This window comes from Ignavibacterium sp. (assembly GCA_032027145.1).
GTDB lineage: Bacteria > Bacteroidota > Ignavibacteria > Ignavibacteriales > Ignavibacteriaceae > IGN3.
This window is the reverse complement of sequence record JAVSMP010000001.1, coordinates 2,114,791-2,134,466: the sequence shown is the minus strand read 5'-3', so window position 1 is coordinate 2,134,466 and position 19,676 is coordinate 2,114,791. Positions and strand designations below refer to the sequence as shown.

Genomic DNA, 19,676 nt, shown 5'->3' with positions numbered 1-19,676 from the left:
CAATTAAACATCGAACATTTAACCTTCAACATTTAGAATTTAACATCCCACAAAACATTTAACATTATCCAAAGTTTTTCCTTATTTTTGCTCATAAAATTTAATTAAGAAAAGGATCATTATGCCAATTATAATCAATAAAAATACCCGCCTGGTTGTACAAGGTATTACAGGTAGTGAAGGCTCTTTCCATACATCTCAGATGATTGAATATGGAACAAGAGTAGTTGCAGGAGTTACACCTGGTAAGGGCGGCACAGATTTTCAAGGTGTTCCGGTATTTAATACAGTTGAAGAGGCTGTAAAAATTCAAAAGGCAAATACATCAGTAATATTTGTACCGCCGGCATTTGCTGCAGATGCAATATTAGAAGCCGCTAATGCCGGAATAAAATATATTATCTGCATCACTGAAGGAATTCCAACAAATGATATGTTAAAGGTTTATGATTCAATAAGAAATAAGGAAGTTATTCTTGTCGGACCAAATTGTCCCGGTGTAATATCACCCGGAATTGCTAAAGTTGGAATTATGCCAGGGTTCATTCATAAGAAAGGAAGTATCGGAGTTGTATCGCGCTCTGGTACCTTAACTTATGAAGCAGTTAAACAATTAACAGATGTAAATCTTGGACAATCAACATGTGTTGGCATTGGCGGCGATCCGGTTATCGGATCAAGATTTATTGATATTATAAAAATGTTTAACGATGATAATGATACTGAAGGTATTGTGATGATTGGTGAAATCGGCGGCAGTGCTGAAGAAGAAGCTGCTGAGTTTATTAAGAAGAATGTTAAGAAACCTGTGGTTGGTTTTATTGCCGGAAGAACTGCACCTCCGGGAAGAAGAATGGGTCACGCTGGAGCTATCATCTCAGGCGGTAAAGGAACCGCAGCGGAGAAAATGACAGCAATGAAAAAAGCAGGAATTCTGGTAATTGAAAGCCCTGCTGATATTGGGATCACGATGTTAAAAGCAATTGAAAAACTGAAAAGTAAAAAATCAACTGCAAAAAAAACTAAACAAGTTAAGTCTTCAAAATCCAAGACAAAGAAAAAATCTGAAAAGAAGAAAACTGTTAAGCCTAAGAAGCAGGTTAAGAAAGTAAATAAGATAAAAACTAAAAAGAAATAGGAGCGTTGATTGAACAATAAGACATTGGCAATAATAAAACCTGACGCAGTAAGTGATAATCATATCGGAGAAATAATCTCTATGATTAATAAAGCAGGTTTTAAAATTAAAGCATTAAAAATGATTAAACTTTCTAAAGATGCTGCAAAAGCATTTTATGAAATTCACAAAGAAAGACCTTTCTACAGTGAATTAGTAGAATATATGACTTCGGGACCTTGTGTACCGATTGCATTGGAGAAACAAAATGCAGTTGAAGATTATAGAAAACTTATCGGTGCAACCGATCCCGCAAAAGCTGAAGAAGGAACAGTCAGGAAATTATATGCTAAGAGTGTTCAGTTTAATGCTGTTCACGGTTCTGATTCCGATGAAAATGCTGCAAGAGAAATTACATTCTTTTTTAACAGTAAAGAATTAATCGAAAATTTTCCAGTGTAAAAATTAATTTTTTGTATGTCATACCCATCTTTGCCGAAGTGTGACATTTTTAAATTTCAGTCTTCAGGAAGCTGAGGCGGACATTTGTGTTTTTATGAAGTAGTAGAAGGAGTTTAAAATGATATCAAAATACAAACTCGGATTATTATTCTTTATCATACTTTCTGTTTTCCCGGTTTCAAATATAGCACAAATACTTACTGGAACCGATTTGCTTTTTTCTGAAAATCAAAAGCTTATTGCTGGCAAAAACATTGGAGTGGTTTGTAATCATACTGCGCTGCTTTCTGATGGAACTAACTTAGTTGATACTTTAATCAACATGTCTGGAGTTACATTAAAAGCAATCTTTACACCTGAACATGGATTTAAAGGAAGTGCTGAAGCCGGTGAGCTTATCAATAAAAAAAGCTTGTATAGAAAAGTTCCAATTATTTCTATTTATGGTAATAATAGAAAGCCATCTCAGGAAAATTTAAAAGATATTAATCTGCTGATTTTTGATATACAGGATGTCGGAGCTAGATTTTACACCTATATCTCAACTCTTTATTACGTTTTGGAATCTGCAATCGAGAATAATATTCCTATAATTATTTTAGATAGACCGAATCCGATTGGCGGCAATTATGTTGATGGACCTGTACTTGATGAAAACTTCAAATCATTTGTCGGGATAGCTCCTATTCCGATTACACACGGAATGACAGTTGGCGAGCTTGCAAATTATTTTATTGGTGAAAAGCTTTTACCAAACTCTGATAAAATTGTTCTTAATGTTATTAAGTGCAAAAACTGGAAAAGGGAAATTCCTAATCAGTTTTATTCTAAATGGATTTCACCATCACCAAATATTAACTCATTGGAAACCGCACTTGTATATCCGGGAATTTGTTTACTGGAAGGCACAAATATATCTGAAGGCAGAGGGACAAAATTTCCGTTTTTACAATTTGGTGCTCCGTTTATTAATTCGGAAGATGTGATCTCAAAGCTTAATTTATTAAAGGTCGAAGGCGCCGAATTGCAATCTGTTGCTTTTATTCCTGAAGATATTGATGGTATGGCAACAAATCCGAAATTTAAAGGAAAGACCTGCAACGGAATTAAGATCAGAATAACTGATCCGCAAAAATTTGAGTCAGTAAAATTTGGTGTAAAACTATTACACGTGTTAAATAAATTATACGGTGAAAAAATGAGCTTTAATAATTCTTTTGACAGACTTGCTGGAAGCAGTGAATTAAAAGAACTTATTAAGAAAAAAACTGCACCTGATAAAATTTTTGGCAGTTGGCAAAAGAACCTCGCTAAATTTGAGAAGAAAAGAAATACTTATTTACTTTATTAAGAGGAAGAAATGTTAAAACACTTATTTGTCCTGATTTCATTTATATTTTTATTAATTAGCTGCGGAGAAAAAAATAGTAAACCAGCTAATGAATTATCCGGTGAAAATAAATTCAGCTTTGACTCAACAAACCTGAAAACAGAAGGCATGGATAATTCCGGAAAGCCATTTTTGATGGAATACAAGTTTAAAAAAGGTGATAAACATCTTTACAGGGTAACCAGTATTTCAAAAAATATTCAAAAACTTGTAATGGATACAACAATTACTTCCGGGGTTGAACAAAATATTGTTTATCTGATTGATTTTGAAGTTAAAGATGTTGATAAAGACGGAATCACTGAAGCGGAATTAAATATTAATTCCATTAAACTTAATGCAGATGTTAACAAAGAAAAATTTGAATTTGAATCAGGAAAAGATACAGATACTTCAAAGTTAATTCAGTTTGCAGAGTATCATTCACTTCACAATAATCCTTTTAGTGTTACCTTCAACAAAAAAGGTGAAGTGATTGAAGTTTTTAAAGCTGATAAAATATCAAATAAATTTCTTGAGTTGAAAGGTGCTGCCGATACGATTTCTGTAAATGACCGCAATACAATCAGACAAGAATTAATTGCAGGAATTCTTGCACCATTAATCACTCAGATTATCCGCAAACTTTCTGATAAAGAAGTTTATAAAGATTCAACCTGGGAACTTAAACAGGCACCTGTTCCAATGATGGTTTATAAGATTAATTATGTTAATAAATACAAAGTTGAAAATGTTGAAAAGCTTGATGATCACAGGATCGCAGTAATTGATGCCAGTATAAATTTTAATTATGAAGGACAGTCAAAATTGAGTCAGGGAAATGTAACTTATAATTTCGATAAACCTAAATCTACTGCCGAAGGTAAAATTTATTTTGATGTTGATCAGGGATTACAGATTAAATCCAAGACTAAGACAAGCATGCAGTTAAACTATTCGATGGAAGCAAATACTCCACAAGGTAAACAAAAAGGCAGCAGGTCGGACATAGTTACCAACACTAACATTGTAGAGTTATTAAAATAAATTTTAATTGTTAAGCCGGCTAATCACCGGCTTAAATTTTTTATTTCATCTCATAAAAAATTATTTCAATTCAGGCAGTTTAACATACAAATATTAAGTGCAGCTAAACTTTTGCTTAGAAGCTGTTAGTCAGAAAAGTTAACAGGATTTCTAAAATCTCATCATTCTTTAACGGCTGTTACAACTACCTTAATGCCTTCAACACGAATAACTTTTATCTTTTTATCTCTTTCAATGTATTCTGAATCAGCAACTACATCAACCTTTTTATCATCAATTAACGCAGTGCCGCCCGGTCTTAATGTTGTATAAGCAATTCCTGTTTTACCGATTAAATTTGTGTCAGATGGAAATGAAACAAATCCTTTATCTGCATTTTGTGTTTCGGCTAGTACAAGCCTGCTGAATGCAGTGGACTTTGGAAGAAACTTTGCCAGTAAGAAAATTCCTGTTAAAGCTGCAACCAGTGAGACTGTAAGTTGAATAATTGCCATTGAAACAGATTTCATATCCAGAAAAGGATCGCTGCCCAAAAGTGCCAAAAAAATTGAAACTAATATTAAGGTAATACCTGATATACCCGTTACTCCAAAACCCGGGATTATAAAAATTTCTACAACCAGCAAAATTAATCCTAAAAGGAAAAGCAATATCTCCAACATAGAAGCCAATTGTAAAATATATGAAGAGCCGAAAAATAAAGTGAGCGCAATTAGTCCTGCTGTACCGGGTAGTCCCCAGCCCGGTGTTTTAATTTCAGCCATCAAGCCAAAGAATCCGATCATGATTAATATTGAAGAGATAATCGGATTATTAAGAAATCTTACAACCTCTTCTGCCCAATTAGATGAAACCTGTACTATTTCAGCATTTTTCAAATTGAATGCAGCAAGAACATTTTTATAATCTGTTATCAATGTATCTGCAATTTTATATTTATAAGCTTCTTCAGATGTAAGAGTAATCAAATGAGTTGAATCAGTTAAACCCTCAATTACAACTCTTTCATCAACCATTCCTTCTGCAATATCAGTCCTTCTTCCGTTTCTTTCTGCAGTGGAACGCATTTCAGACCTCATATAGGATTGATATTTTTCACCTACTTTTTCACCTGACTGATCAACAACTGTTGCTGCACCAATTGAACTGCCCGGCACCATAACAATTTTGTTGCATGAAAGAGCTATTAAAGCACCGGCAGATATTGCACGGTTATTTATAAATCCAATAGTTAATACTTTGCTGGAAAGGATTGCATCTTTAATTTGAGTAGCAGCATCTACTCTGCCGCCAAAAGTATTAATTTTAAAAATAATAGCCGAAGCATTATTCTCTTCAGCTTCATTCACTACACGTGTTACATAAGGAGCTAATCCAAGATCTATCTCTCCATCAATATTAGCTATATAAACTAACTTTTGCTGAGAGTAAATTGAAACTGTTATCAGAAGAGCTAATAAATATTTCATAATAAATTCTCTCTTATTTCAGGAGTAAAAAAAATGAATTTACCATTGACTATCACCATCGCGGTTTTCATGAATTATTCTTCCGCCGCTTCCGCTATGAATTTCACAATATCCAGGTGCTTTACTTACATCAATAAGGTCAGTATAAGTTTTTGGACAGGCATCCGTAGCAAGTTTGGCATCTCCAAGGTCCATTGTTTCTTTGCAGAATGTTGCCATTTCAACTCCATCAGCAAGGGTAAAATACTTAAGCGGCAGTTTTAATTCTTTATAAGCACCTTCCATAAACATCGCCCAAATAGGTAATGCAGCTCTGCCTCCCTGTCCATACCAATTAGTAAACTTAACACGATGATCATCAAATCCTACCCATGCACCTGCAACAAGATCTGGAGTAACACCAACAAACCAAGCATCCGAAAATTTTTGTGTTGTTCCGGTCTTTCCTGCTGCCGGATATTGAAAGTATCTTCTAACTCCGGCTCCGGTTCCATAATTAATAACATCAGCCATCATATCAACAATTATTGAAGAAGTTTGCGGAGAAATCGCCTGCACAGATTCCGGAACAAACTCATCTATCACTACACCATTTCTGTCTTCAATTTTTAGTATTGATATTGGGTCAACATGTACACCATGATTAACAAAAGTGCCCATTGCTGAAACCATTTCTAATGGTGTTACTTCGACTGTTCCAAGTGCAATTGAAGGATAAGCATCCATTTTAGATTTTATTCCCATTCTTTGTGCAAACTTCACTACCTGATACGGCGGAGCCATATCTGAAATAGTCAATCTTCCGGCAATAACATTTACAGAATTTGCCAGTCCCCACCTCAAAGTTTCGTAACTGCTGTATTCATTACCTGCATTTGATGGTGACCAGCCGTTATAATCAAATTTTTGATTGAGGACAGTTGTTGCCGGAGTATATCCGTTTTCGACGGCAGTTGCGTAAACAAATGGTTTGAACGATGAACCAGGTTGTCTTCTTATTCCGGTAACATGGTTTAATCCTCTTCCAAAGTCCTGATTTTCACCACCAACAAGTGCTCTAATCATACCCGTTTTTGGTTCAATCACAACAAATCCAACTTCTACTTTAGCAGCAACTTTTTTAACAGAGTCAATAAAATCAAGATCATATTTCAGCTTGTTATAAATTTGTGCTTTGTCATTTTTCGATTCGGCAGATTTATATCTGATATCATTCTTAATTGATTTATCAATAATATCAGTCAGCAGACTTTTATTACGGTCCCAGTTCCAGTTTTTATCAAACAATATCTGATAATCAGCAATATGTTTTTTTGCAGAACGGTTAGCGATTCGCTGCATTCTCATATCAAGCGAAGTATAAATATTTAAACCATCCCGGTAAAGATCGTAACCGTATTTATCAGCTAAATTTGTCATTTGCTGACGGATATATTCAAGGAAGTGTGGCGCTTCAGATTTAACATGGCTCAATCTTTCTGATGCAAGCTGGATAGGCTGCTGTTTCAATCTATCATATTCATCTTTACTAAGCATATCAGTTTCAACCATATTATACATTACAACATTTCTTCTCTGCAATGCACTTTCGTAACGGGTAACAGGATCGTAAATAACGGAAGACTTTAACAAGGCAACAAATAAAGCTGCTTCGGGCAGGGTTAAATCTTTTGCTCTTTTATTAAAATATACTTTAGAAGCGGATTCAATACCATAAGCACTTCTGCCAAAGTAAGAAACATTAAGATAAAGCTCTGCAATTTCTTTTTTAGTAAATGTCTTTTCAATCTGAACAGCAGAAATCCATTCTCTGATTTTTCTTACACCTTTATCAAGAAAATTTTCTCTTCCTTCCTTAAGTGAGTAAAGATTTTTTGCAAGTTGTTGTGTTATAGTGCTTGCACCTTCGCGCAAAGAAAGTGAAAAAAGATTTTTAATCATTGCTTTAACAAATCTTGTAAGATCAACACCCCAATGGTCATAGAAGTTTCTGTCTTCAGTTGCAATCAGTGCTTTTAAAACATAAGGCGGCAGGCTGTCAATCTGAGTTTCTATACGGTTTTCTATAAAAAACTGACCAATCAATTCACCGTCTGAAGAAAATACCCTGCTTGCAAGTACAGGTTTTGGATTCTCAAGTTCATCAAGAGATGGAAGCCCGCTGATCGTGTAAACAGCAAGTAAAAGAAAAATGAATGTAATACTTCCCCAAATTATCCATTTCTTTTTATTGTTGTTATTTTTTTTCTTATAAGATTTAGCCATACAAAACTCTTTATTTCCAGTCTATTATTTCAAATTTATCAGTAAACTTTCCGTAGCAAGGATTTTCAATCCATGATCCAAGGTTAATGTAAATACCTTGTTTATAATTTAAAAAGCATCTTTTATGCAAATGCCCGAACAAAACATAATCGTTACCATGATCAATAAAATTTTTAGCGGCTCCAAACAAGCCATCTTCTTCACCATAATCTTTTTTTGTAGTATAATCTCTGCTTGATTTACTTGTTCTGCTTGCCACAGCAACACCAATATCAGGATGAATTAGTCCATACAACCACTGAATAAATCGGTTGCGCAATATTTTTTTCAGAATATTATAACCAAGATCATTTTTAACAAGTCCATCGCCGTGACCAATAAAAAATTTTTTACCATTTAAAATGAATTCTTTCGCATCAGGATATAATTGAACTCCAATTTCATTTTCAAAAAAATCTTTATGGAAAAAATCATGATTACCGATAAAGTAATGCACTTTAATTCCCTTTTCAGTTAAATCCTGTAAAGCAGTAAATGTTCTGAAATTTCCTTTTTGATATACCCTTTTATACTCAAACCAGTAATCAAAAAGATCACCTACAATAAACAGTTCATCACAATTATCTTTAGCAAATTCAAGAAACTTAACAAGCTGTCTTTCTTTTTTATTCTCGATCTCTTTTGATTGGAGACCAAGATGTATATCGGAGATGAAAAGATAAGTTTTATTCACACAGAATCGTTTTTGTTTACAGGAAATTTACTGAATACAAGAAATAAATAAAACTAATCTTTTGTTCTTGTTTAATATTCACTTTCAAACTCTGCCAGCAGTTTAGACTCAGGATCAGGTAAAATTGCTTCAATTTTTCTGTCTGTGTTAAAGTTAAATTTGTTGTTTGTTTTGTTTATAAAAAAACTCTTTGTTTCAGATGTACCATCTTTGTAAAATATTTCTACATCAAGATTAAAATGAAATTCCGGATAATCTCTTGTTTTTTGATCTATATATAATTCTATTTCTTCCAGACCATCGTTGCTTTCTGTTTCAAAACTGTAAGTACAATAAATAATTTCTGTTCCATTATAAATCCACTGATCAAAGAATTTAGTAAGGTCTATACGTGAAATGTTTTCGCAAACTGTCTTAAAATCATCTACCGAAGCATTTGAATATTTATAAATTTCATAATAGCTGTTTAATACGTTAAAAAAATTTGTGTCTCCAATTTCATCACGCAGCATATGTAAAACCCAGGCTCCTTTATCATAGACTGCTTCACCGAACAAATTTTTTGGGGCATACAAAGTCCCTCTGAAATGACTGCTAAACTTACTAAGCATCTTGGATTTCAATGCCTCTTTACCATTCTTCGCCTCTGCGTATAAAGCTTCTGCATAAGATGCAAAACCTTCATTAAGCCAGATATCGTTCCATGTTTTTGGTCCAACCGAATTGCCCCACCAATGATGAGCAAGTTCATGGACATAAGTATCTTCAAAAAAATTATTACCATTAACGAAGTTATAACCAATTCCGGTAATAGTTTGATTTTCCATTGCGCCATAATTCCATAAAAATTCTGCAACACCATATTTTTCTTTAATAAACGGATACTCTCCGAAAAGCTCAGATAAAGTTTTCATGTAATCTAAATGTCCTGCAAAATCAATTTTTGCATTATCAAAATGCTCTGGTAAAACATAATAATATATCTGCATCGTATCTTGTTCATCAAGACTGATATATGTATCTGAAAAAGTTTGGTATTTAGCTGAATAAACAGCAATCAAATATGGAGATATTGGATAGACTGTTTTGTAATGATAAGTTTTTTTAGCTCCCTTATTTTTAATTTCAATTAAATTTCCGTTTGATACAGAAACAAACTGCGAGTCGTTGGTAATTTTAATGTCAAGTAAAGCTTTGTCAGACGGATCTTCATCACACGGGAAAAAGGTTGATGCTAAATCCGGTTCACTTATATTATATACTAATGAGTTACCTTTTATTGATCCAAAAACAAATCCATCAAAACCCCCTCTTTGCGGTGTTCCGGAATATTCTATTTCGATTTTAAAAGTATCAAAATTGGCTTCTGTTTCTTTAATAAATATTCTGTTTTTTTTGCGATAATATTCTGCAGGTTTACTATTAATCTCAACATTGGTAATCACCATATTATCATATAAATTTAGTTCAATTTCAGATTCAAGACCAGTATAATTGGATTGATCCTTTACGGCAGTTAAGACTGCAATACCTTTTACAATTTTTTTATCAACATCCAGATCAATTGAAAGATCATAAAATAAAATATCAAGAGCTTTTTGTTGTTGGCTTACAAAGTACTTTTTATCGTTAAATTCTTTATTCTTCAGAAATACTTGAGGGAGAACAGATGATGCCGAAAGTATAATAATAATAAAGGAAAGAGAAAGTTTTCTGTAAGATACCATTAAAAGATCATTACTTAATTTTTAAAATACTTATGTTAATTTAACTATTACTCTGATTGTCAAACAATCGATATTTCAATATATTTCAACAAAGATTTAAGGATTTAATATGCCATCTCAAGGTTCATCAATTTTAAGAGATACAATTACAGTTATTCTTGCCGGCGGGCAAGGTGAAAGATTACATCCCTTAACTGCTGTAAGAAGTAAACCAGCCGTTCCATTTGGCGGAAAATATCGAATTATAGATTTTGCATTATCTAACTGCTTAAACTCAGGCTTTAGAAGAGTCTATGTATTAACGCAGTATAAATCTGATTCTCTTAATATGCACCTTTACGAAGCCTGGAGTATTTTTAATCCGGAGCTTGGAGAGTTTATTTATTCAGTTCCGCCTCAAAGAAAATTAAACAACGAATGGTATCTTGGAACTGCGAACGCAATTCATCAAAACTTAAATTTGTTTTCCGATAAAAAAGCAAAATGGGTTTTAATACTTGGCGGCGATCATATTTATAAAATGGACTATCTGAAATTTTTGGATAATCATATCGAAAAAGCTGCAGATATGTCGATTGCTTCTTTAGAAATTCCTAAATATGAAGCAACCCGATTTGGTATTGTAGGAGTTGATGAAAATTATATTGTAAATTCCTTTATTGAAAAACCAGCTAAACCGCCTGTCATTCCAGATAAACCTGATTATTCTTTCGTAAACATGGGTATCTATGTTTTCAATGCAAATATTCTTAGAGAAGTTTTGCTTGAAATGGAATCAAAGAAGATTAAGAACCATGATTTTGGTCAGCAAGTTATTCCATATATGATACAGGCAGGACTAAAAGTAGTTGCATATAAGTTTTTAGATGAAAACAAAAAAAGTCAGCCTTATTGGAAAGATATCGGAACGCTTGACAGTTATTATGCAGCAAATATGGATTTGATAAGCGTTATACCTGAGTTTAATCTGTATGATCCTGATTGGCCATTAAGAACTTATCAAGTTCAGTTTCCGCCTGCTAAAACAGTCTCGCACGAAGGTGAGCGTGTCGGTAGAACTTTAAATTCACTTGTTTGTGATGGAACAATTGTTTCCGGTGGTTTGGTCGAAAGATCACTGCTTGGTCCAAATGTTAAGGTTAACAGTTATTCCTACATCACTGATTCAATAATCATGAATAATGTTGTAATCGGAAGACATGCAAGAATCAGAAGAGCAATAATCGATAAAAACGTTGTTATTCCGGAAGGCTGCGAAATCGGATTTGATCCTGAAAAAGATAAAAAGAGATTTACAGTTACCGAAACCGGTATTGTTGTAATTGCTAAAAATTTAGTTGTGTCTGACGGTAAATAATTATTAAAAAATAATTCATATTATTTATTCATTGTTGCTCATCCAATTGAGGAATAGGATTCAGAATATGCCTTTTAGCTTTCTTCTTTCTATTTATAAATCTGTATTTAATCACAAGATGTTACAAAGTCATTTTTATTAAAATCAATTTGTTTTAACTTTGCTTTGAATTATTTAGAGTTAACATTTTTAATAATTGCTTTTTATTGTGAATCAGAAATTACAAACCAACCTAAAAAATCTGCCCTCATCCCCGGGTGTTTATCAGTTCTTAAATAAGAACGGCAAGGTAATTTATGTTGGTAAGGCAAAGAATTTAAAAAACAGGGTTCGCAGTTATTTCCAGGAAAATCCTGGCTCTGCAAAAACCATAGCGCTTGTTAGTAAGATTGATGATCTTCAATTAGTTGTTACTGATTCTGAACTTGAAGCATTGATACTTGAAAATAACCTGATCAAACAATTTAAACCCAAATATAATGTTAATCTTAAAGACGATAAATCATTTCCGTTTATAAAAATTACCAACGAACTATTCCCAAGAATTTATTCTACACGAAATGTCGTAAATGACGGCTCAAAATATTTTGGACCATACACTGATGTAAAGAGTATGCGGACTTCGTTAAAGATCATAAACCAAATATTTAAAGTAAGAAGCTGTAAACTTGATCTTACAGAAGAAAATATTGCCGCAAAGAAATTCAGAGTATGTCTGGATTATCATATTAATAAGTGTGATGGACCCTGCGAAGGTTTGATCCCACCAAAAGATTATAACGATATGGTTAACGAAGTTGTTAAACTATTAAAGGGTAAAACAAATGAGTTAATAAAAGAACTAAAACAAAAAATGGAGGAGTATGTTTCAAGGCTTGAGTTTGAAAAAGCTGCAGAAGTTAGAGATAAGATAAATCAGCTCGAAATACTTTCTGCTAAACAAAAAGTTGTAAGTGATGATTATGAAGACAGAGATGTTTTTGCAATTGCTTTTGAAGGGAAAGATTCATCCTGTGCGGTTTTTAATATCCGTGATGGAAAATTAATAGGGAAAAAACAACTGAAGCTTTCAATCGAAGATGGCGAAGAGATTGAAGAAATTTACTCATCTGCAATTAAATATTTTTACAGTGAGTCAGCAGAAATTCCAAAAGAGATAGTGCTTGAAGTAAAACCAAGTGATGAAGAAATACTTATCGAGTGGTTAAAATCAAAAACGGATAAAAAAGTAAAGATTACGGTACCACAACGCGGGGATCTTAAATCGCTGATTAAAATGTGTAAAGAAAATGCAATACTTCAGTTAAAAGAGATTCAGCTTCAAAAGATGAAGAATCTTGGCAATATTTCTTATTCAGTTTCAGCATTACAAAGAGATTTAAGATTAAAAATCCTTCCAAAAAAAATTGAATGTTTTGATATTTCTAATCTGCAGGGATCCGATACTGTTGCCAGCATGGTTGTTTTTGAAGATGGAAAGCCTAAAAAAAGTCAGTATAGAAAATTTATTATCAAGACTGTTGCCGGTCCTGACGATTTTTCAAGTATGCGAGAAGTTATTGAAAGAAGATATTCAAGACTGATTAAAGAAAATCAGCCGCTGCCTGATTTGATCATGGTTGATGGAGGGAAAGGACAGTTATCAAGTGCCGTTGAGGTTTTGGATTATCTTGAGATAGAGAACTACAGTATAATTGGGCTGGCAAAAAGACTTGAAGAGGTTTATTTGCCGGGTAAATCAGATCCTGAATTGATTCCTAAAACTTCATCAGGATTAAAGCTGCTGCAGCAAATCAGAGATGAAGCTCATCGTTTTGCAATTACATTTCATCGTGAACGAAGAAGTAAACGAATTATTAAATCTGAATTAACAGATATAAAAGGTATTGGAACTGAAACTGCAAAACTTTTACTTGAAAAATTCGGCAGTCTTAATGGAATAAGAAATTCCACCATTGAAGAAATTGAAAATGTTATCGGCAAAAAGAAAACTCAGCTACTGACAGAATACTTTAAAACAAATATTATAGCCATACACTAGATTATTAATTATCTTAGCATAACATTATTAGCAAATTATGACTATTAAAATTTCTTCTTCAATCTTATTAATATTTGCTGTCGTTTTTACTGCCTGCAAAAAAGAAATTAAGGAAGAGCCATTTGTGTTTAACGGTTCTTCTTTTCTTGAACAGGTTACTGAAGCAATAAACGGAAATGAAGCAAGTAAAAAAATCTTTCAGGGACTGCATAATTTTAATGTACCCTTAAATAGTTACAATAAAATCCTTGTTGATAGCATTTTGATAAACAACATCAGATATTTTACCTTACTGATGGAAAATCAAAATCCAATCAATAATCTTTTCGCAATTGTTGATGATGATCTTAATGTTTTAATAAAAGATGAATCTCTTAACGGTTATCTAAATTTAAACTTTAAAAAATCAGGTTCCAGAATTTTTGCAGTAATTACAGAGGACTTTATTTCAAAGGCAAATGTAAAACTAAAGAGGATATCATACTACACTTTAGAACAACACAACTCTGACCTTGCTTTCAGGCAATTCACTAACATTAGTACTGACGAAAAAGAAGCAGAACAGATTATTACAGGTATATCTGATACTGCAATTGTTACAAATATATTTTTTACAAAACCGAAAGATGAACGAAACCTTAAGGATATTTTCAATTATAATGCCGGACTCCAAAAATTTATAAGTAATAAAAACTTATTTGATTCGCTCATTATCAGGGAAATAAGAGCTATAAAAACTTTTTCAAACAAAAATTTAATTATCGATACCACAAAAAAGTATTAATATCAAAAGTTTATCATTAATGTACAAACAACTATTTTTCCTTCATAAAACTGAAGAAGACAAAGCACTTTCGCATTTTAATGATGTGATAATTCCATTGCTTATAGAAATTTCCGGTAAAAAAACAGAACTCGCTAAGGTTGAAAGTAATCTGCTGCTTGACCAGAAGTATTCTTATTATTGTGAAGTAGAATTTGAATCAAAAGATACAATGGATATGCTAATGAATTCTAAAGCAGGTAAACAACTGGCAAAAACACTTATGGATTTTCATCAGATGATAACTGTTATTTCAATCAATTATGATTTTGCAAAATGAATCTCTACTTAATCCGGCATAGTATAGCAGAAAATATCTCTATAGATAAAAAAGACTTTGATCGTGAACTAACTTCAGAAGGAAAAACAGTAATATTAAATTCTGTTAAAATCTGGAAAAACTATATCAAAAATATAGATGTTATATTAACCTCACCATTAATAAGAGCTGTTCAAACATCTGAGATAATACTATCCGAGTTTAACCCCGCTCAGGGTTTAATAAAAGATAATAACCTTGGAACAGGCAGCCGCTCTTCTGATCTGATAGAGTTACTTAATGCACTTGAATATAAAAATATTGCTGTTATTGGTCATCAGCCTGATCTGTCAATCCATATCAACAACTTCTGTAATTCAGGCAGTTTAAATATTTTTTTTCCACCGGCTGCATTAGCAGGGATTGAATTTAATGGTCAGATAAAATATAACAGTGGAAAGTTGTTGTTTTTTATCCCTCCTATACAAGTATAATATCAAACAGAACGACTTTTTACAATTTACAAAACAGATATAATAAAAAAGAGGCACACAGTTACACAAATTATATACTGACCGCTGCTTCCTTCCGGACCTGACGGGGTTGGGTATTAACCTGTTAACCGGTGCCCTAAAACCATTTTGTTGGGCTGTAAAAATGTAGAAAATTAGTTTATCAAACAAGAAACACTGCTGCCAGAATTACTTTTTCTTCTGCTCCATTAAACTATTTCTTTCCCAAAAAACTCCATCGTGGTAACCTTGAATTGATTTATCTTTTTCTGCAAACTCTAAACGCTTTGATGCAAGAGCAGCAAAAGTTTCATCAATCTCAACTCCACAGAATTTGCGATTAAGTTTTTTTGCTGTTACTGCAGTTGTTCCCGAACCAAGAAAAGGATCAAAAACAAAATCATTTTCATTTGTACTTGCAAGAATAATTTTAGCAAGTAACTTTTCCGGTTTCTGTGTTGGATGATCTGTATTCTCCGGCATAGACCAAAACGGAATTGTTATATCATTCCACAAATTAGATGGATGAGTTATTCTGAAATTTTTTCCATTCTCTTTTTTCCAGTCTTTAGGATTGCCATTATCAGATTTATAAGGAGCGCGGACTAATCTTTTTAATTTAACTGCATCAGTATTAAAAGTAAATTTGTCAGAAACAGTGCAGTACCAAATATCTTCGTAAGAATTCTTCCAATTATCTTTTGCGCCTCTTCCCTTTTCACGTTCCCAGGTTATTCTGTTACGCACATTAAAATATTTTTTTAAAACGTTATAAGTTGGAATTGAGGTTTTCCAATCGCAGCAGAAATAAATGGAAGCATCTGGTTTTAAGATTTTAACAATTTTCTGCAGCCAGGAATCTGTCCATTTTTCATATTCACTATTTTTCATCTCCCTGAACTTAAGAGTTGAAAAATTTTTATTCAGATTATAAGGAGGGTCAATAAATAATAAGTCAACAAATTTGACAGGCAGATATTCTGCCGCACTAAATATATCCTGATTTATTATTCTTCCGGTTATTTCTTCAACAGAAGATTTACTTTCCAATTTCAGAAGAGACTTCCGGAAACGAGCAGCTTCTTTACTGGTAATATCTAAAGTTCGGTTTAATGGTGCCCGTTTTTTATTAATGTGATTCATTATTGAATATCAGGAAAACTGACATTTGCATATTTGCTTTTTAACAAAACAATATCCTCAATAATCTTTTCAAACTGAGCAGAAACTTTCTTGAACAAAACGATTGATTCTTCAGTTATATTATTTTCCAATGCCATATTTTCGAGCGACTTGAAATATTCCAGAACACTTTCAATTCCAAGTGTTAAGGATGAGCCTTTTAATTTATGAACATAGAAACGCAAGTGTTCTGAATTATTTTGAAAAATTGCATTTCTTATCAGTTCAATATTTTTCGGGATTTCATTTATATATATATCAAGCATTTCTTTAAAGAACTCAAGATCAGCTTGAGACTTTAAGTCCTGCAAGAACAGGATTCTCGTCTCATCAATAAATTTAAGTTCAATGTCTGATATTTGATCAACAGAAACATCGTTTTGCTTTTCACGAGCTATTGATTCAGACCATTTTTCAATAATCATTGTCAGATCATCAATATTTACTGGTTTGCTGATGTAATCATTCATTCCTACTTTCAAATAATTTTCCCGATCACCATGCATAGCATTTGCAGTCATTGCAATAATTACGGGCTGTCTTTTTAACTCCTTATTTGAACGAATAAGCGAGCAAGCCGTAAGCCCATCCATCTCCGGCATAGAAATATCCATAAATATTAAATCGTAACTGATATTTTCCAATGCTTCAATTGCTTCTCTTCCATTAGAAGCAATATCTGCAATGTAACCAATTCTTTGCAGCATTCTTGTTGCAACCATCTGATTAACATTATTATCTTCAACAAGAAGTATCTTAAACTTGTTTACAGGAACAAACTGTGTTAACTCTTTTTTTGCAGGTTTTATTTGTTCGTCTTTAACTTCTGTTTCAAAAAAACCTAAGATTGATTGATATAATTGTTTTCGTCTGATTGGTTTAGAAATGATTTTACAGTAAGGGGAGCGTTCATTTTCAAGTACACCAATTTCTTTTCCATAAGTTTTTAAAATGATAAATCCAATTTCTTTGGACTTAATAGTATTTTTAATTTTTTCAATTATGATTTGAATATTATTTTCAAAACCCTGTGAGTTTATTATAAACAATTCCGAGTCTTTGTTTGATTCAAGTTTCGGAATTAAATCAGTAAGACTGTTAATAAATCCTGAGTTCATTTTCCATCTAATCATCAAATCTCTAAGCATCATCCCATTAGAAAAGTTCTGATCAAGAACCATAACAGTTTTGCCAATCAGTTTAGAAGAGGATTCAAAAGAATAAACTTTTTTATCAGAAGTAACAGATTCAGCTTTAATAGTAAAGAAGAAATTACTGCCTTTGTCCACTTCGCTGATTACACCAATTTCACCGCCCATCATTTCAACAAGTTTTCTACTTATAACCAGACCTAAACCAGTACCTCCGAAACTTCTGGTAATTGATGAATCAACCTGACTAAAAGGCTGAAACAGTTTATCAAGTTTATCAGCAGGAATTCCAATGCCGGTATCTCTGACATTAAATTTCAATAAATATTCTTTATAATCGATTTGCTCAGATTTTACTATTACTTCAACTTCACCTTTTTTTGTAAACTTTACTGCATTACTCAGCAGGTTAGTTAGAATTTGTCTTAATCTTGTAACATCACCGTAAATTGCATAAGGTGTATTTTCATCAATATTATAAAAAAGTTCGATTTCCTGCTCAGCTACCTTTGTTGATACAAGGTCCATAGAATCTTCGATACATTCTCTAAGATCAAATGGCTGTGTTTCAAGCTCAAGCTTTTCAGATTCAATTTTTGAAAAATCAAGTATATCGTTTATAATAACCAGGAGCTGCTCACCGCTCAATCTTATTGTACTTACATAATCCTTCTGTGATTCAGTCAGCATTGTTTCAAGCAACAATCCTGTCATCCCGATAACTCCATTCATCGGAGTTCTGATTTCGTGGCTCATTAAAGCTAAAAACTCGCTTCTGGCTTTTGCAGCGTTTTGTGCTTCAATTACCGCCCTATCCAGTTCGGCATTTTTCCTGAGCAGCTCATCACGAAACTTATTCTTCTTTAATATTTCGCCGAAAGTAGCAGCCAATGCGCTTAACATTGACTCTTCATCGCTGCTCCACAATCTATCAGAGTGGCATTCATCAAATCCGATAAAACCCCAGTAAGCTCCATCAATCATAATTGGAACTAAAATAATTGAGCGGATATTTCTATCAATAAAAACTTCACGCAATTCCTGAGGCAATTCTTTAATTATAAATTTTAGTGATTCGCCATTTATAAAAGATTCATAAAATTTTAATGGTGCAAATCTGGAATAAGAAAGCTTACCTAATATAGAATCTTTGTATTGAGATGTAATCCCAGGAGCAGTCCACTCATATTGAGGGCTGAAATATAATTCACCGGTTTCATCATCTTCGAAATGTTTATAGATATAAACCCTGTCGGCACCGGCAGCTTCGCCAAGAATTTCCAGAGCAATGTTAAATCCGTCTATATATTCTGAATCAGTTATTAATGCATTTGAAGCTTTAGCAATTCCCTGAAGCAACCTTCCCTTCTTATCAATCAGATTCTCATTTACTTTTCTTTCACCAATATCTCTGAAAATACTAAGCAAAAATCTTTTTCCGCCAATATCATCTATTATAGAATTTGAGACTTCAAAATACAGTTGACTTCCATTCCATAAAGTTGCAGATGTTTCAAGATAATCTTTAACCATGCTTTGAATAAAATTCCGCTTGTAGTTTTTAATTATCTGTTCACTTTTTTCCGCAGCATAAAGATCGCTGATTGGATGATTGATAATATCATCAGCAGGTTTGCCAAACAGATTAGCAAATGCTGTATTACAAAGTACAACCATTCCATCCTGGTCAGTTAATCTCATTCCATCTTTTGTGTTTTTCCAGATTGAATTAAAAATGTTTTCAGAGCTAAATAAATTTTGCTTTGTTTCTTTAGGAGCTCTGATATCTCTGATTGTTCCCTGTGCAAATTGTTTTCCATCAATCTCAATTCGTTTGAGAGAAAACTCGACTGCAACTTTTTTATTTTTATTGTCAATTAAATCAGATCTGAAGCTTTTAGTTTTATCAGATTGGAAAACTTCTGTAAGCCACAATTTAAACTCTTCAGTTTGTTCTTCACTGATAAACGCAATTAGTGATTTACCATATAAATCTGAATTCAAATATCCAATTAAATTAATAGAAGAAGCACTCAAATAATAGATAACTGCACTATCAGAAATCCGAATAATAACATCAATTGAAGAATCTAATAATGATTCGAGATTAGCTTGTTCTAATGATTTTTCAGATAGATTTTCAGGCATTTTGATAGTTTTGT

The 19,676-nt window shown here is 32.8% G+C and carries 15 protein-coding genes and 1 other RNA gene; 9 read left to right on the top strand and 7 right to left on the bottom strand.

The window, feature by feature from the left end; translation table 11 throughout:
• Positions 1–121 precede the first annotated feature (121 nt).
• The 4 genes from sucD (at position 122) to ROY99_08850 (ending at position 3,995) form a co-directional block, all read left to right on the top strand.
• Positions 122–1,138, top strand: coding sequence for a succinate--CoA ligase subunit alpha (gene sucD, locus ROY99_08865; GenBank protein MDT3696493.1), 1,017 nt, complete (start codon positions 122–124; stop codon positions 1,136–1,138).
• 9 nt (positions 1,139–1,147) lie between these two features.
• On the top strand, positions 1,148–1,579 hold the full coding sequence (ndk, locus tag ROY99_08860) for a nucleoside-diphosphate kinase (GenBank protein MDT3696492.1): 432 nt from the start codon (positions 1,148–1,150) through the stop codon (positions 1,577–1,579).
• A gap of 118 nt (positions 1,580–1,697) precedes the next feature.
• On the top strand, positions 1,698–2,930 hold the full coding sequence (locus tag ROY99_08855; protein ID MDT3696491.1) for a DUF1343 domain-containing protein: 1,233 nt from the start codon (positions 1,698–1,700) through the stop codon (positions 2,928–2,930).
• 9 nt (positions 2,931–2,939) lie between these two features.
• Positions 2,940–3,995 carry a DUF6263 family protein gene (locus tag ROY99_08850; GenBank protein MDT3696490.1) on the top strand — a complete coding sequence of 352 codons (1,056 nt, stop codon included), beginning with the start codon at positions 2,940–2,942 and terminating at the stop codon, positions 3,993–3,995.
• Between the two features lie 161 nt (positions 3,996–4,156).
• On the opposite strand, the gene ROY99_08845 is transcribed toward ROY99_08850, so the two are convergent.
• The 4 genes from ROY99_08845 to ROY99_08830 all read right to left on the bottom strand — a co-directional run bounded on the left by ROY99_08845 (position 4,157) and on the right by ROY99_08830 (position 10,189).
• Positions 4,157–5,464: an NfeD family protein gene (locus ROY99_08845; protein MDT3696489.1), complete on the bottom strand. Its 1,308-nt coding sequence runs from the start codon at positions 5,462–5,464 to the stop codon at positions 4,157–4,159.
• Positions 5,465–5,503: 39 nt separating this feature from the next.
• A complete protein-coding gene (locus ROY99_08840) occupies positions 5,504–7,729 on the bottom strand; it encodes a PBP1A family penicillin-binding protein (GenBank protein ID MDT3696488.1) in 2,226 nt (741 codons plus the stop codon).
• 10 nt (positions 7,730–7,739) lie between these two features.
• Positions 7,740–8,462 (bottom strand): UDP-2,3-diacylglucosamine diphosphatase, encoded by a 723-nt coding sequence (locus tag ROY99_08835; GenBank protein MDT3696487.1) that lies wholly within the window; start codon positions 8,460–8,462, stop codon positions 7,740–7,742.
• A gap of 71 nt (positions 8,463–8,533) precedes the next feature.
• The gene (locus ROY99_08830) at positions 8,534–10,189 is read right to left on the bottom strand and encodes a M1 family metallopeptidase (GenBank protein ID MDT3696486.1); all 1,656 of its coding nucleotides are present in this window, start codon (positions 10,187–10,189) and stop codon (positions 8,534–8,536) included.
• Between the two features lie 109 nt (positions 10,190–10,298).
• Between ROY99_08830 and glgC the strand changes: the two genes are divergently transcribed.
• The 5 genes from glgC to ROY99_08805 all read left to right on the top strand — a co-directional run bounded on the left by glgC (position 10,299) and on the right by ROY99_08805 (position 15,163).
• Complete coding sequence (gene glgC, locus ROY99_08825; GenBank protein ID MDT3696485.1) at positions 10,299–11,546, top strand: glucose-1-phosphate adenylyltransferase; 1,248 nt, start codon at positions 10,299–10,301, stop codon at positions 11,544–11,546.
• A 208-nt stretch (positions 11,547–11,754) separates the two neighbouring features.
• On the top strand, positions 11,755–13,587 hold the full coding sequence (gene uvrC / locus ROY99_08820; GenBank protein ID MDT3696484.1) for an excinuclease ABC subunit UvrC: 1,833 nt from the start codon (positions 11,755–11,757) through the stop codon (positions 13,585–13,587).
• Positions 13,588–13,624: 37 nt separating this feature from the next.
• Positions 13,625–14,371 (top strand): hypothetical protein, encoded by a 747-nt coding sequence (locus ROY99_08815; protein MDT3696483.1) that lies wholly within the window; start codon positions 13,625–13,627, stop codon positions 14,369–14,371.
• Between the two features lie 19 nt (positions 14,372–14,390).
• Positions 14,391–14,690, top strand: coding sequence for a hypothetical protein (locus tag ROY99_08810; GenBank protein ID MDT3696482.1), 300 nt, complete (start codon positions 14,391–14,393; stop codon positions 14,688–14,690).
• Positions 14,687–15,163 (top strand): histidine phosphatase family protein, encoded by a 477-nt coding sequence (locus ROY99_08805; GenBank protein ID MDT3696481.1) that lies wholly within the window; start codon positions 14,687–14,689, stop codon positions 15,161–15,163. The genes ROY99_08810 and ROY99_08805 overlap by 4 nt, the downstream gene beginning before the upstream one ends.
• Before the next feature lie 44 nt (positions 15,164–15,207).
• On the opposite strand, the gene ffs is transcribed toward ROY99_08805, so the two are convergent.
• The 3 genes from ffs to ROY99_08790 all read right to left on the bottom strand — a co-directional run bounded on the left by ffs (position 15,208) and on the right by ROY99_08790 (position 19,662).
• Positions 15,208–15,304, bottom strand: an RNA gene (ffs, locus tag ROY99_08800) — signal recognition particle sRNA small type.
• Between the two features lie 66 nt (positions 15,305–15,370).
• Entirely contained in the window at positions 15,371–16,324 is a 954-nt protein-coding gene (locus tag ROY99_08795; protein ID MDT3696480.1) for a site-specific DNA-methyltransferase, read from the bottom strand.
• Positions 16,324–19,662 carry an ATP-binding protein gene (locus ROY99_08790; protein ID MDT3696479.1) on the bottom strand — a complete coding sequence of 1,113 codons (3,339 nt, stop codon included), beginning with the start codon at positions 19,660–19,662 and terminating at the stop codon, positions 16,324–16,326. The genes ROY99_08795 and ROY99_08790 overlap by 1 nt, the downstream gene beginning before the upstream one ends.
• Positions 19,663–19,676 lie beyond the last annotated feature (14 nt).